General features: G+C 69.6%; 11 protein-coding genes. 2 read left to right on the top strand and 9 right to left on the bottom strand.

The genetic code is table 11. The features are described from left to right. Positions 1 to 117: 117 nt before the first annotated feature. The 3 genes from madC to mdo form a co-directional block, all read right to left on the bottom strand. Positions 118 to 1,641: a MadC family VWA domain-containing protein gene (gene madC, locus MB1_RS23240; RefSeq protein WP_066913209.1), complete on the bottom strand. Its 1,524-nt coding sequence runs from the start codon at positions 1,639 to 1,641 to the stop codon at positions 118 to 120. After that, complete coding sequence (locus MB1_RS23235; protein ID WP_066913207.1) at positions 1,638 to 2,726, bottom strand: MadB family AAA-type ATPase; 1,089 nt, start codon at positions 2,724 to 2,726, stop codon at positions 1,638 to 1,640. The genes madC and MB1_RS23235 overlap by 4 nt, the downstream gene beginning before the upstream one ends. A 99-nt stretch (positions 2,727 to 2,825) precedes the next feature. After that, positions 2,826 to 4,097, bottom strand: coding sequence for an NDMA-dependent methanol dehydrogenase (gene mdo, locus MB1_RS23230; protein WP_066913206.1), 1,272 nt, complete (start codon positions 4,095 to 4,097; stop codon positions 2,826 to 2,828). 262 nt (positions 4,098 to 4,359) lie between these two features. Here mdo and MB1_RS23225 point away from each other — a divergent pair, with 262 nt between their 5' ends. After that, positions 4,360 to 5,400: a M48 family metallopeptidase gene (locus tag MB1_RS23225; RefSeq protein ID WP_218000307.1), complete on the top strand. Its 1,041-nt coding sequence runs from the start codon at positions 4,360 to 4,362 to the stop codon at positions 5,398 to 5,400. 40 nt (positions 5,401 to 5,440) lie between these two features. Here MB1_RS23225 and MB1_RS23220 read toward each other — a convergent pair whose 3' ends face one another. Next, a complete protein-coding gene (locus MB1_RS23220; RefSeq protein WP_084352532.1) occupies positions 5,441 to 6,835 on the bottom strand; it encodes a DUF2252 domain-containing protein in 1,395 nt (464 codons plus the stop codon). 124 nt (positions 6,836 to 6,959) lie between these two features. Here MB1_RS23220 and MB1_RS23215 point away from each other — a divergent pair, with 124 nt between their 5' ends. After that, positions 6,960 to 7,604 carry a TetR/AcrR family transcriptional regulator gene (locus MB1_RS23215; RefSeq protein WP_174531997.1) on the top strand — a complete coding sequence of 215 codons (645 nt, stop codon included), beginning with the start codon at positions 6,960 to 6,962 and terminating at the stop codon, positions 7,602 to 7,604. A gap of 31 nt (positions 7,605 to 7,635) precedes the next feature. Here MB1_RS23215 and MB1_RS23210 read toward each other — a convergent pair whose 3' ends face one another. The 5 genes from MB1_RS23210 to MB1_RS23190 are packed head-to-tail and all read right to left on the bottom strand — an operon-like array spanning position 7,636 to position 14,012. Beyond that, positions 7,636 to 9,564 (bottom strand): acetoacetate--CoA ligase, encoded by a 1,929-nt coding sequence (locus tag MB1_RS23210; protein WP_066913202.1) that lies wholly within the window; start codon positions 9,562 to 9,564, stop codon positions 7,636 to 7,638. Beyond that, positions 9,561 to 10,361, bottom strand: coding sequence for an HpcH/HpaI aldolase/citrate lyase family protein (locus tag MB1_RS23205; RefSeq protein WP_066913238.1), 801 nt, complete (start codon positions 10,359 to 10,361; stop codon positions 9,561 to 9,563). The genes MB1_RS23210 and MB1_RS23205 overlap by 4 nt, the downstream gene beginning before the upstream one ends. Before the next feature lie 5 nt (positions 10,362 to 10,366). After that, complete coding sequence (locus MB1_RS23200; RefSeq protein ID WP_066913200.1) at positions 10,367 to 10,879, bottom strand: MaoC family dehydratase; 513 nt, start codon at positions 10,877 to 10,879, stop codon at positions 10,367 to 10,369. Next, positions 10,876 to 12,024: an acyl-CoA dehydrogenase family protein gene (locus MB1_RS23195; RefSeq protein WP_066913198.1), complete on the bottom strand. Its 1,149-nt coding sequence runs from the start codon at positions 12,022 to 12,024 to the stop codon at positions 10,876 to 10,878. Before MB1_RS23195 ends, MB1_RS23200 begins: the two co-directional genes overlap by 4 nt. Then, positions 12,021 to 14,012 carry an ATP-binding protein gene (locus MB1_RS23190; protein WP_066913196.1) on the bottom strand — a complete coding sequence of 664 codons (1,992 nt, stop codon included), beginning with the start codon at positions 14,010 to 14,012 and terminating at the stop codon, positions 12,021 to 12,023. The genes MB1_RS23195 and MB1_RS23190 overlap by 4 nt, the downstream gene beginning before the upstream one ends. Between the last annotated feature and the right edge of the window lie 4 nt (positions 14,013 to 14,016).

Below are 14,016 nucleotides of genomic sequence, written 5' to 3'. Positions count from 1 at the left end.
CGAGCACCGCATCCCCCCAATCCGGCCGCCCCTACGGCCGACGGAGAGCCTAACCTGCCGAGCGGGAGTCGGCACCGATCCATCCCCGGATCCCACCCGAGCGGTCGACCGGTCCGATCAGCGCAGGGCGGAGCCCAGCAGGGGGGCGCGGGCGATCAGTTCGTGTGCGTCGCGGGCGACGACCACCGCATCGCAGTGCTCGGCGTAGTCGCCCATGGCGCACATCGCCTGCGACCAGTACCGCTCCTGCTCGGGGGTCACCCAAGCGACGCGGTGGACCTTGCGGGCCAACTCCTCCATCGCGTCGACCTTCGGGTCGAGGCCATTGGACCGGCCGTCGCCGACGATCAGCACCGAGGTCCGCCGCGTGACGTAGTCGCCGTAGCGCCCGAGTACCTCGGTGAACATCTTCCCGTAGTCGCTCGACCCCTCCAGGTCGAGTTCCGGGGAGGACAGCACCTCGGCGAGAGCGTCGTCGCCGGTGCTCGCACTGAGGATGTCGGTCACCTCGACGGGCCGGTCGACGAAGGCGAGCACGGTCGCCCGCCGGGACCGCCGCCGCATGGTCTGGGCGAGCCGCAGGGTGAACGCGGTGATCGGCCGCACCGACAGCGAGACGTCGGCCAAGATCAGCAGGCGCACCGGCTCCGGATGCGGCTGCATCACCCGCAGCTCGAAAGGCACACCGTCGGTGCGCATTCCGGCCCGCGAGGTGCGGCGCATGTCGAGCCGCCCGTGGCCGGTCCGCCGCGGCTTGGGGCGATGGGCGCCGCGCATCCGGCGCAGGACCTCCCGGCACCCCTCCTCGATCTCCCAGCGGCTCGGACCGGTATCGGTGCGCAGCCGTCCGGACGGCGGCCCGGAGACCCCCGACGCCGCGGTGCGCTCGGCGAGGGCGGCGATGAAGTTCTCCACCGCCGCGAGCAGCCGTTCGATCTGTTCCTGTGTGGGGATCTCGCCGTCGTCGGCGGTGCTGTAGATCGAACGGGCATCGTAGGAATCGAGCCAGTCGAGGATGCCACGCGGGTCGTCCCAGGACATCGCCGATTCCGAGGCGATCGTCGAACCCTCCGACAGCGCACCGGCGTTGGCGGTCGCCGCCCGGTCGACCTCGACGGTGAACTCGACACCGCGCTTGCCCGACTCGGCCTGCGAGTCGACCGACAGTTCCGAGTCGCCACCGGTGATCGACAGATCGTCGTCGTCCTTGTGCGGGTTGAACCCCTTCTCCTTCTCCGGGGTGTCGAAATGATCGCCCACCTCGGCCGCCCGCTCGTTGTAGTCGGCGTACTTGCCGAGGTCGGCGTCGTCGGAGATCTCGAATTCGTCGGGAAGGGCACCCGAGGAGACCTGCGCGCGTGGATGATTGCGCACCTCATCCGATTCGGCTGTGGCGGCGCCGACGAACATCGCGTCGAAGACGAGGTCGAAGGGCGCCTGCTCGTGCTGGTACTTCGCACACGTCGCGCGCAGCGCGGCCCGCAGCATGTCGAGATCCCGGGCGCCGACGAGGGCGAGGACCCGGCGGATCTCGATCGTCTCGGCCGGGGAGACCGCCACACCGTGCAGGCGCAGCAGCCGGGCGAACCCGGCCGCGACGGCGTCGAGGATCACCGCCGGCCGGGGCCGGGACTCGATCATCGTCCGCGCAATCCCGTGCCGCGCGAACCGCTCCCCCGATTCCCGCTGTCGCGGGTGCCACCACCGTGTCCGCGGAACGCCGCGGTCGTGGTGTTCATCGGTCGGGTCGCCGAGGCGCCGGCCGCCACCGCCGAGCCCCTGGCGGCGGCCGCGACCGGCTCGGAGGTTCCGGTCCGGTCGATCAGTTCGCGGTCGGTGTCGTACTTGACCAGGGTCGACAGCAGGATGCGACGGCGGCGCGCGGTGTCCTCGTCGGACGGCTCGGCGCCGTCGGTCTGCGCGTCCAGAACCATCGCGGCGCGTGCGGCGTCGATGACCTCGGAGACCGAGGGCGCCTTGCGCAACGGAAGGTCGCGCAATTCACGGGCCAATTCGACGACCTCGGCGACCACGCCCTCCTCGGTCTCGGGGGCCCGGGAGGACACGATCTCGCGTTCGCGTTCCGCGGTCGGGTAGCCGACGGTGTAGTGCAGGCAGCGCCGCTTGAGCGCGGCGGAGAGTTCGCGGGTGTCGTTGGAGGTCAGGATGACCCAGGGCGCCGTGCGGGCGGTGAAGGTGCCGACTTCCGGTACGGTGACCTGCTTTTCGGCCAGCACCTCGAGCAGCAGGGCCTCCATCGCCTCCTCGGTGCGGTCGACCTCGTCGACCAGCAGGACCACCGGCTCGGTCGACATGATCGCGTCGAGCAGCGGGCGCGGCGCGAGGAAGCTCTCCGAGTAGAGGCCGAAGTCGATCTTGGCGAGCGCCCGCGAGGCGTCCTCGAGGGTCGCCTCGGCCTCGAGCGCGCCGCCGATCCGTTCGCGCAGCATCTGCACGTGCAGCAGTTGCTTGGCGTAGTCCCATTCGTAGAGGGCGCGGTTGTCGTCGAGGCCCTCGTAGCACTGCAGGCGTACCAGGCGACGACCGGAGGCCTCGGCCAGCGCCTTCGCCAGTTCGGTCTTGCCGACGCCGGCCGGGCCCTCCAGCAGCAGGGGACGGTCGAGGGCCACCGCCAGATGCACCACGGTCGCCAAGTCCGCATCCGCGATGTAACCGGTCTCCCGCAGCGCGGAGGTCAGGTCGGCGGGAGTGTCGAAGCTAGTCATCGGAAACGATGGCCCTCTCTGTGAAACGTGGGGTGGTACAACGACGCCCGGTCCGTCGGATGCGAAGCGCGATCCGACAGACCGGGCGAAGTGGGTCGATCAGTAGGAGCCGTTGATGCAGTGATCGACGACCGGGATCATCGACTCGACGGTGACCTCGCGGGGGTTGCCCGGGGTGCACCAGTCGTCCTGAATGTGCTCGGAGATCGCCCGAACGGTCTTCTCGTCGCCGGGGATCGTGTCGCCACGGCCCTCGTACTTGCCGGTGTTCATCTGGTTCTTCTCGTAGGAGCTGACCTTGACCTGCGAGAAGTTGTCCGGGATGCCCACGTCCTTGGACAGGCGGATCGCCTCTTCCACGGCGGCGTCGGCGGCCTGGACGGTCGTCATGCCGGTGGTGTCGACACCGAGCGCGGTGGCGATACGGGCGTAGTGCTCGTAGCGGCTGGGCAGGTTGTACTCCCAGACGCGCGGCAGGGCGATCGCGTTGTTCAGGCCGTGGTGGCTGTCGAAGAACGCGCTGACTGCGTGCGAGATCGAGTGGATGATGCCGAGGCCGCCGGAGTTGAAGGCCTGCGCCGCGATGTACTGCGCGTTCATCATCCCGGTACGAGCGGCGAGGTTGTTGCGCTCGAAGGTGGCCTCGCGCAGGTTCTTGGCGACCAGCTCGATCGCGTAGAGCGCGTTGCCCAGCGACGGAGCGAAGTCCAGACGCGACACGAACGGCTCACTGCCGTGCGCGAGCACGTCGAAGCCGCAGAACGCGGTGAAGTGCTGCGGGCAGCTGTAGTACAGCAGCGGGTCGTCGATAGCCAGGGTGCAGATCGACAGTTCGTCGAAGGCGACCCACTTGTGCGGCTTGTCCATATCCGAGGTGTCGGTGATGACGTAGGCCCACGAGGTCTCCGAGCCGGTGCCCGCCGTGGTGGACACGGCGATATGCGGCGGAGCTTCCTTGTTGGTGGACTTGGCGAAGCCCTCGAACTCGTTGATGTTGCGGCCGTCGTGCGCGATCACCATGCGCGCGCCCTTGGCTGCGTCGTGCGCCGAGCCGCCACCGATCGAGATGATCGAGTCACACTTCTCCGCCTGGTACCGCGCGGCGGCATCCATGACGTTGTAGTCCTTGGGGTTCGACTCGACCTCGTCGAACAGCACCACGTCGACACCCTGGTACTCGATCTTGCCCTTGAGTTCCTCGATGATGCCCGAACCGCGCAGGCCGGTGGTCACCAGCAGCGAGCGCTTGAAACCGAGCTTCTTGGCCTCGACACCGAGGATGTCGTGCGCTCCCACGCCGATGAGGGCGCGCGGGAAGGGGTGGAACTCCTTGATGGGGAATTCCCAAATCTGATTCAGTTCGATGGCCATGGTTCTCCTCACGAGCGTTCGGTGGCCGGGTGGTGTGACCGCCCCCACTGTGCAGCGCCCATGTGATGGTGGACCATAGGTCTTCCGAGTAACCGTCCGACCGCCGCGGGAGAACCCGCCGAAAGGATAGGCCGGGGCCCTCCCCCCTTCGGACCGCTCCGGGCGGCGATCGGTGAGGGCGGCCCTTTCCCGCGTCCGGAAACGGTCTCCTCGACGCGGTCGGGGAACGGGGCACAATGGCGTGCGAGGGAAGGGGTGGCCGATGGCCGATGGCGGACAGGACAGGGACACCGTCGAGATCGTGCCGACGATGTCGGGACGGGTGCGATTCCCCGGGATCAGTCCGCGCGCCTACGAGCACCCCGCCGATCGCGGCGCGGTCGCGGCGTTGCGGGCCGCCCCCGGGGTCAGCGAGATCCTGCGGGGCATCTCCGGCGCCTTCCCCGAACGCGGCGAGCGGCTGATGGCGTTGGCGTCCAGCGTGCGTGTCGGCCCGAAGCAGTACCCGCAGGTCCATGAGCTGCGCGAGGACTGCGCCCGCATCCTCGACATCGAGCCGCCGACGCTCTTCGTGCAGCGCAGCCCCGATGTGAACGCGATGGCGATCGGCATCGACCAGCCGTTTGTGGTGATCACTACGGCCCTGCTCGAGGCGACCGACGCCGAGAGCCTGCGGTTCACGATCGGGCACGAACTCGGCCACATCCTCAGCGGCCACGCGGTCTTCCGGACCCTGCTGATCCGCCTGCTGAACATGCAGTCGGTCGCCGCGGCGATCCCCGGCGGCGCCCTGGGCATCCGCGCGGTGATCGCGGCGCTGATGGAGTGGTTCCGCAAGGCCGAACTCAGCGCGGACCGCGCCGGCCTGCTCTGCGGACAGGACCCACCGGCGGCGCTGCGGCTGCACGCCTATCTGGCCGGGGCGACGAAGATGTCGGACATCGATCTGCCGTCGTTCCTGCGCCAGGCCGAGGAGTACATGGGCACCACCGACGTGCGCGACAGCATCCACAAGCTGCGCACCGTCGAGACCACCACCCATCCGCTGGCGGTGGTGCGCGCTGCACAGCTGCAGAAGTGGGCGGCCTCGGAGGACTACCGCACGATCCTGGCCGGCATCTACCCGCGCCGCGGGGACGACGCGAACGGCGCCACCTTTGCCGATGACCTGAAGTCGGCCGCCCGCTCCTACCGTGACTCCGCCTCGGAGACCGCAGACCCGTTGATCAGGATGATCGCGACGTTCGGGTCGACGGTCGGTGGCGCGGCCGGGAAGCTGCTGCGGCCGGGACACTCCGACTGAACCGATCCGGGCCGCGACATCGCGCGGCCCGGATCGCAGTTCACCAAGGGGTGTCGGTGGTGGGCACCGTGCCGGCGTCGATCGCGGCCACCAGCTCGGCGTGATCATCGACCGTCTGCTGGGCGTACGCGCGCGCATAGTCGGCCATCGCGCTGCGGAAAGTGGGGCCGCCGCCGATGTATCCATCGATCGCGGCCGGATCCCCGCTGCGCGCATGGGATTTCGCCAGGGCGTGACCACAGAAGCCGGCGAACTGAGGCAGGATCCCGGAAATCTGCCGGCCGTCCGGGATGATCTTCATGTCGCGGAACTGCCGCACGTAGTAGTCGTGCTCATCGACCCGCACGTGCCCGAGGAAGACGTCGCTGGCGGTCTGCATCAGCCGCTGCCCCACCGTCACCCGCTGACCGTGGTTGTCGAAGGGGCTCGGCTGCAGAAACGGTTCGTAGACCGATGCGGTGGCCTGCTTGACCTGGAAGAGCACCGGCTCGTTGCCGCTGTCCCCCTCCATCAGGTGCAGGTAGACCCGCATGCCGACGCTGCCGACACCGACGACCTGTTGCACGGTGTCCTCGCGATGGAAGCGGGAGACCAACCGGGTCAGGTGCGGCGGGATCGACGCGAGGTAGGTGACCCAGATCTGCTCGAAGACGCTGACCTCCTCCTCGGCATTGAGGCTGTAGTGCATCCGCTTCGGCGGCGCCTCGGTGATACGACGACGGCCGTCGACCACCTCGGTCACCGCGGCGGTAGCTCCGGCGGAGGAGCGTTTCTTGCTCTGCTTGCGGATCGAGCGCTCCATGCGGTCGGCGTCCGAGGAGTCGAGCTGGGAGATGTTCATCTCCGCGGTGATCCGGTCGTACCACACCTCGAGCTCCCCACACGTCGCGTAGCGGCGCATATTGGTGCAGTACGCGTTCAACGCCGAGGCGACCGCGTCCTCCGCGACCGATCCGGCGATCCCCTCGGTCGCGGCGAGCACGTGGATGCTGGTCACCAACCGCTTGACGTCCCACTCGAAGGGACCGGGCAAGGTCTCGTCGAAATCGCGTGCGTCGAAGAGCAATTGACGTTCGGGCGACGCCCACAGGCCGAAGTTGAGGACATGCGCGTCACCGCACATCTGGACGGTCAGACCCGAATGCGGGGCGCTCGCCAGGTCGGCCGCCATCACCGCGGCGGCGCCGCGCAGATAGGCCCACGGCGAGGAGGCCATGCGCGCGTAGCGGATCGGCAACAGGGTGTGATCGCGGACCGCTTCCTGGGCGCGCAGCCGGTCGAGCGCCGGGGCGGTGCGGGCCGAGGGATCCCACTGCGCACTCTTCTTGCGCGGCGCCACCTTCCGCGCCGCGCGGCCATCCTCCGCGGTGGCGGAGGCCTGGTCGGTGGCTCGCCAGCGCGGCCGCTGCCGTGGCTGTTCGGTAACTGCCGTCATCGTGTCCCCTTCGGTCGACCGATCCCGTTTGCGAGAGTATGCCCCGGTCGCGGCCTCACGGGCTGATCGGCCGAGAATGAGTCGCCGCTACCCGTAACATAACGCCGCTATGTATGATTCGCGAGTGGCACGACTCAAGGACCCCGCCGTACGAGCACAGTTGCTCGATCGCGCGGCGCAGATGCTACGGGTCCGCGAGCCGATCACCATCCGCTCGCTCGTCTCCGGCACCGGCGTATCGACCATGGCGGTCTACACCCATTTCGGCAGCCTGCCCGGCCTCTGGTCGGCGCTGCGCCAGGAGGGATTCACCGAACTGTCGTCGGCCCTGTCCGCCGTCCGCACAACCGACGACCCGGTGCGGGATCTGACCGCGCTGGGCGTCGCCTATGTGTCGAACGCCCTGGCCAACCCGGATCTCTACCGGGTGATGTTCGACGAGGGCTTCGCTCTGCCCGACCCGGAGTCGGCCAACGACACCCTGCGCAGTCTGGTGATCGGCGCGCAGCGGGCGGTGGCGGCGGGGCGCTTCTCGACCGACACCGATCCGGTCGAGTTCGCCACCCGCGCCTGGGTGATCGGCCACGGCCTGGCGTCCCTGGTCGCGACCGGACCCCTACCGGACGCCGCCCTCGATCACGCCGTCCCGCTGCTGACCGCCCTGTACATCGGCGCCGGCGACGACCCCGCCCGCTGCCGCGAATCCGTGCGCCTCGGCTGGACCCTCGCCCCGTCCACCGACGCGATCCGGTCCCCGAACCCGCGGTGAGCGCGGCTTCGGGGACCGGATCGTCGGAAAGTCAGCCGCGGCGGCGGCGTTCTCCGATGGCGACGAACTCGTCGAAGGCTTCGGTGGAGTCGATGGCGGTGCGGTCGACGACCGTCGCCTGGTCGCCGCCCTGGAAGAGGCGCTTGAGGGGCACCTCGAGTTTCTTGCCGGTGCGGGTATGCGGGATCGCGGATACGACGATCACCTCGTCCGGCACGTGCCGCGGCGAGGCCTGTACCCGGATCGCGGCGGCGAGGCGGTCGATCAGATCCTCGGTGATCTCCTGCCCCTCGGCGGGCACCACGAACAACGGCATCCAGTAGCCGCCGGCGTCGTCCTCGATGCCGAGCACCAAGGCCTCGGCGATCTCCTCGAACGCCTCGACCACCTGGTAGATGTCCGCGCTGCCCATACGAATGCCGTTGCGGTTCAACGTCGAATCCGATCGGCCGTGCATGATGACCGAGCCGCGGTCGGTGATGGTCACCCAGTCGCCGTGCCGCCAGTAGCCGGGGTAGTCGTCGAAATAGGCCGCCCGATACCGGGCGCCGTCCGGGTCGTTCCAGAAGTGCACCGGCATCGACGGCATCGGCTTGGCGATCACCAACTCGCCCACCTCACCGATCACCGGTGTGCCGTTCGGTCCGAGCGCGCGCAGGTCGACCCCGAGCAGGGCGGTGGAGATCTCGCCGGCCCAGACCGGCACCCACGGGGTCCATCCGACGAAGCCGGAGACGACATCGGTACCGCCCGACAGCGAGGCCACCGGCACGCCGAGTTGTTCGCCGAGCCAGGCGCAGGAGTCCGGCGGCAGGGTCGCGCCGGTGACGCCGATCGACCGCAGCGCACCGGGATTCGGCGTTGCCCCCGCCTTGCGGACCGACAGCACGTAGCCGGGGCTGGTGCCCAGGAAGGTGACACCCTCGGACTCGGCCAGGTCGAACAGTCCGGGATGAGCGGGACTGCCGTCGAAGGTGATGATCCGCGCGCCGACCAGCAGACCGGACACCTGGTAGTTCCACATCATCCAACTGGGCGAGGTGTACCAGAAGAAGACGTCGTCGGCGCTCAGGTCGGACTGCAGGGCAAGCGATTTGAGGTGTTCGAGGATCACGCCGCCGTGGCCGTGCACGATGCCCTTCGGCTTGCCGGTGGTCCCGGACGAGAAGACCACCCACAGCGGATAGTCGAATGGCACCGGTACCGGCCACTCGCCGGCGGGCTGCGCGCCCGGCGCCGGCCAGGACTCGGCTCCGTCGACCTCGAGGCCGAGGCGGGAGGCGACGATCGTGGCGCGCAAGGACGGGATGCCGGCCCGCAATACCCCGAGGTCGGACCGCTTGTCGTGCTGCTTGCCGCCGTAGCGGTATCCGTCGGCGGCGATCAACACCACCGGTTCGAGTTGACCGAGCCGGTCGATCGCCGCGGCGGGGGCGTAGTCCTGTCCGCAGCCGGCCCAGATCGCGCCGATGCTCGCGGTCGCCAGCAGCGCGATCGCCGCCTCGGGGATATTCGGCAGATAGCCGACCACCCGATCACCGGGGCCGACGCCGAGGTCGAGCAGGCGAGCGGCCAACGCGGCCACCGACTCCCGGATGTCGTCGGCCGAGAGGACCCGGCGCGAGCCGTCCTCGTCGAGGGCGACGATGCTGCCGCCGGCGTTCAGCGCGGAGGCCGCATAGTTGACCGTCGCGCCGGGGAACCAGCGGGCGGAGTCGACCATCGCTTCGGTCGGCGGCTCGCCGGGCAGCGCGCGAGTGCCGGCCGGGAAGCCGAAGTACTCCCAGATCGCCGTCCAGAATCCGTCGATATCCTCGATCGACCAGCGTAAAAGGTCGGACCACGAATCGTCGCCGTGGCCGACCGAACGGGCGAAGTCGGCCAGCCGCGTTCCGGAGACATCACCCGGAGTCCACTGGGCCACCGGCTCGGTTTCGGTCGTCGACTGTGTGTCGGTCATGCTCCCGCCCTCGTGAGTAGGTTCCGCGCCCGGGTGAGCACCGGCGCATCCACCATGGTGCCGCGAAAGGAGAACACACCGGGCTGTCGGGACGCCTCGTCGACCACCGCGCGGGCCCATTCCAGTTCGTCCCCGTCCGGGCGGTAGGCCGCCCGGATCACCGCGATCTGGCTCGGATGGATCGCCACCGTGGCGGCAAAGCCGACCGCGGCGGCGTCGACGGCCTCGTCGCGCAGGCCGTCGACGTCCGGGATGTCGAGGTGCACGGTGTCGAGCGCGAACCGGCCCGCCGCCGCGGCGGCCAGCAACGACACCGAACGCGCGTGCCGGGCGACGTCCCGGTAGCTGCCGTCGTCGCGCCGCGAGGACGCACCGCCGATCGCGGCGACCAGATCCTCGGCTCCCCACATCACCCCGACCACCGGATCGGCGGAGGCGATGTCGAGTGCGCGCATGACGCCCGCCGGCGTCTCCAGCAGGGCGATCACGTCGTAATCGCCGCCGGCGAGCAGCCGATCCGGGTGTTCGGCCTTCGGCACCATCACCGTCGTATAGGCGGTGGCGGCCAGGGCGCCGAGATCGCGTTCGTGATCGTCGGTGCCGAACGGGTTGATCCGCACCACCGTCGTGGCCGGATCGAGGTCGCTGTTCGCGAGCGCCTTGCGCGCGCCGGGACGGTCGTCCGGAGCGACGGCGTCCTCGAGGTCGATGATCGCCACGTCGGCGGCCTTCGCCGCCTTCTCGTAGCGGTCGGGGCGGTCCGCCGGGCAGAACAGCCAGGCGGGCCCCGGATTCACGAACGTCACTGCTGCTCCTCCGGTCGGGTGCGAACCAGGGTCTTGCGCACCACCACCGCTACCACCTCGTCGCGCTGATTGCGGCCGATATGCCGCAACGTCACGACCCCTTCACCGGGACGCGACTTCGACAGCCGCTTGTCGACGATCTCGGTCTCGGCGTACAGCGTGTCGCCGTGCCGCACCGGCGCCGGGAAACTCACCTCGGAGAAGCCGAGGTTCGCCACGATGGTCCCCAGGGTCAGCTGGGCGACCGACAGCCCGACCACCGTCGACAGGGTGAGCATCGAATTGACCAGGCGCTCACCGAAAGCCGTGCCCTCGGCGTAGGCGGCATCCAGGTGCAACGGCTGGGTGTTCATCGTCAACGTCGTGAACAGCACATTGTCGGCCTCGGTCAGGGTGCGGCCGGGGCGGTGCAGATAGGTCGCCCCGATCTCGTACTCCTCGAACCACAGGCCGCGTTGCTCGATCCGTTTGCCGGTGGTCGCCGAAGCCGTCTGCTCCCCCGTCGTCACAGCCCCAGCCCCCGCGAGATCAGCATCAGCTGCACCTCGGTGGTGCCCTCACCGATCTCGAGGATCTTGCTGTCCCGGTAGTGCCGGGCGACCGGGTACTCGTTCATGAAGCCCGAACCGCCGAAGACCTGAGTGGCGTCGCGGGCGTTGTCCATGGCCGCCTCGGAGGCGACCAGCTTGGCGATCGACGCCTGCTCCTTGAACGGCTTGCCCTGCAGCATCGCCATCGCCGCGTCGTAGTAGGCGGCGCGGGCCATCTGCGCGCGGGCCTGCATGCGGGCGATCTTGAAGGCGATCGCCTGGTACTTGCCGATCGGCTTGCCGAAGGCGTGCCGCCCCTTGGCGTAGGCGACCGACTCGTCGACGCAACCCTGAGCGGCGCCGGTGGCCAGCGCGGCGATCGCGATGCGGCCCTCGTCGAGGATGCGCAGGAAGTTCGCGTAGCCGCGGCCGCGCTCACCGAGCAGGTTGTCCAGCGGCACCCGGGCGCCGTCGAAGGTCAGCGCGTGGGTGTCCGAGGCGTTCCAGCCGACCTTGTTGTAACCCGGTTCGACGATGAACCCCTCGGTGCCCGACGGCACGATGATCGTCGAGATCTCGTTCTCGCCGGTGCGCGCGGTCACCGTGACGAACTTGGTGATGTCGGTACCGGAGTTGGTGATGAACTGCTTCGACCCGCTGATCACCCAATCGTCGCCGTCCTGCTTGGCGACGGTGCGGGTGCCGCCGGCGTCGCTGCCCGCCTCCGGTTCGGTCAGGCCGAAACCGGCGAGAGCGCGGCCGGCGGTCAGGTCCGGCAGCAGCGCCTTCTTCTGCTCCTCGGTGCCGAAGTGGTAGATCGGCATGGCGCCCAGCGAGACTCCCGCCTCGAGGGTGATCGCCACCGACTGGTCGACCTTGCCGAGCTCCTCGAGGGCGAGACAGAGCGCGAAGTAATCGCCGCCCATGCCGCCGTACTCCTCGGGGAAGGGCAGCCCGAACAGGCCCATCTCACCCATCTTGGCGACGACCTCGTAGGGGAACGTGTGGTCGCGATCATGTTGGGCGGCAACGGGTGCCACCACCGACTGGGCGAAGTCGCGGACGGTATCGCGCAGATCGCGGTAGTCCTCGGGCAGCGTCGTCGTCGACAGGTACTCGGTCATGCTTCGCTAGCCTCCTCGGCCGTGGCCGCATCTGTTGGGGTCTGGTCGGTTTCGGTGGACTCGTCCTCCACCGCGTCGGGGACAACCGAGGCGAGCGGGGCGTCGACGGCGACCCGGTCACCCACCCGCGCCTGCAGGTGCACGGTGCCGGTCAGCGGGGCGGTCAACGAGTGCTCCATCTTCATCGCCTCGACGACCACCACGCGAGTGCCCTCCTCGACGGTGGCGCCCTCCTCGACGAGCACCGCGATCACCGTGCCGGGCATCGGCGAGACGATCGTCGCCGACCGGTCGCCGGCGTCGTCGCCGCGCAGGTGGGTCGCGGGGGCGGGGCCGAGGAACCAGGTGGCCCCGTCGACCGCCACCCAGATGCCGCCGCCGGGGGCTTCGGCGGTCAGCACCTCGCGGCGGGTGCCGTCGATCACCACGGCACCGTTCTCCGCGACGATCTCGACCACCGAGGGGCGCTCCTCGGAGTCGGTCCGCGTCACCGCGGCCAGGCGGCCGGCCAGCGACACCTCATGGCCGGCGAAGCGGGCGAGGAAGGGAGCGGTGCGGCCGATGCGCCAGCCGTCCGAGGCCTCCCAGGGACCGCTGCCGACCACCGCCTCCGCGCGTCGGGTGACCGCGGCGATCGCCGGGACCGAAGCGGGCAGCGTCGGCGAGGCGTAATCGGCGATGAAGCGGTCGACCAGGCCGGTGTCGAGGTCGCCGGCGCGCACATCATCGTCCGCCAGCAGGGTGCGCAGGAAGGCGATATTGGTGCCGACGCCCAGGATGGCGGTATCGGCGAGGGCGGCGTCGAGCCGTTCGAGTGCCTCGGCCCGATCCGCGCCGTGCACGATCACCTTGGCGAGCATCGGGTCGTAGTCGGAGCCGATGACGCTGCCGACCGCGATACCGGAGTCGACGCGGGCCTGCGCGGAATCGCGCAGCGCCAGCACGGTGCCGCCGGTGGGTAGGAAGCCGCGTCCCGGATCCTCCGCGTAGACGCGGGCCTCGATCGCGTGACCGGTCAACGCGATCTCGCCGATGTCGAGTACCTCGCCGCGCGCGATGCGCAGTTGCCATTCGACCAGGTCGACGCCGGTGACCAGTTCGGTGACCGGATGTTCCACCTGCAGACGGGTATTCATCTCCATGAAGAAGAACTCGTCCGGGCCGGTGTCCCCGGCGACGAGGAATTCGACGGTGCCGGCGCCGACGTACCCGACCGAGCGGGCCGTCTCGCAGGCCGCCTCGCCGATGCGTTCGCGGGCGGCGGCGTCGAGCAGCGGCGACGGAGCTTCCTCGATCACCTTCTGGTGGCGGCGCTGCAGCGAGCATTCGCGCTCACCGAGGTGGATGACATTGCCGTGGGTGTCGGCGAGCACTTGCACCTCGATATGCCGCGGCGAGGTGACATACCGCTCGAGGAAGAGGGTGTCGTCGCCGAAGGAGGACGCGGCCTCGCGCCGGGCGGCGGCCACCGCGGCCGCCATATCGGCGGCCTTCTCGACGACGTGCATCCCCTTGCCGCCACCGCCGGCGGACGGTTTGATCAGCACCGGGAAGCCGACATCATCGGCGGCGGCGACGATCTCGTCGTCGGTCAGGCCGGGCCGGGCGAGGCCGGGCACCAACGGCACCCCGCGTTCGCCGACGGCGGTCTTGGCGGTGATCTTGTCGCCCATCACCTCGATCGCCTCGACCGGTGGGCCGATGAAGGTGACGCCGGCCTCGGCGCAGGCCCGGGCGAAAGCGGCGTTCTCGGCCAGGAAGCCGTAGCCGGGATGGATCGCGTCGGCGCCGGTACGCCGGGCGGCCTCGAGGATCGCCTCGATGTCGAGGTAGCTGTCCACCCGGACGGCCTTGTCGGTGACCCGGCGGTGCAACGCGGAGGCGTCGGCGTCGGTGTAGACCGCGACCGACTGCAGGCCCAGGGCGCGCACCGAACGGGCGATGCGGACGGTGATTTCGCCACGGTTGGCGATCAGCACGGTGTGCATTTCG

Source organism: Millisia brevis NBRC 105863, from assembly GCF_001552615.1.
In the GTDB taxonomy this organism is placed as follows: domain Bacteria; phylum Actinomycetota; class Actinomycetes; order Mycobacteriales; family Mycobacteriaceae; genus Millisia; species Millisia brevis.
The sequence above is the reverse complement of the archived record's forward strand: the minus strand, read 5'-3'. Positions and strand labels throughout refer to the sequence as shown.

Coding starts and splice junctions, on each gene's coding strand:
- mdo (WP_066913206.1), bottom strand. CDS start 4,097: ATGGCCATCGAACTGAATCAGATTTGGGAATTCCCCATCAAGGAGTTC.
- MB1_RS23220 (WP_084352532.1), bottom strand. CDS start 6,835: ATGACGGCAGTTACCGAACAGCCACGGCAGCGGCCGCGCTGGCGAGCC.
- MB1_RS23210 (WP_066913202.1), bottom strand. CDS start 9,564: ATGACCGACACACAGTCGACGACCGAAACCGAGCCGGTGGCCCAGTGG.
- MB1_RS23225 (WP_218000307.1), top strand. CDS start 4,360: ATGGCCGATGGCGGACAGGACAGGGACACCGTCGAGATCGTGCCGACG.
- MB1_RS23195 (WP_066913198.1), bottom strand. CDS start 12,024: ATGACCGAGTACCTGTCGACGACGACGCTGCCCGAGGACTACCGCGAT.
- MB1_RS23235 (WP_066913207.1), bottom strand. CDS start 2,726: ATGACTAGCTTCGACACTCCCGCCGACCTGACCTCCGCGCTGCGGGAG.
- madC (WP_066913209.1), bottom strand. CDS start 1,641: ATGATCGAGTCCCGGCCCCGGCCGGCGGTGATCCTCGACGCCGTCGCG.
- MB1_RS23190 (WP_066913196.1), bottom strand. CDS start 14,012: ATGCACACCGTGCTGATCGCCAACCGTGGCGAAATCACCGTCCGCATC.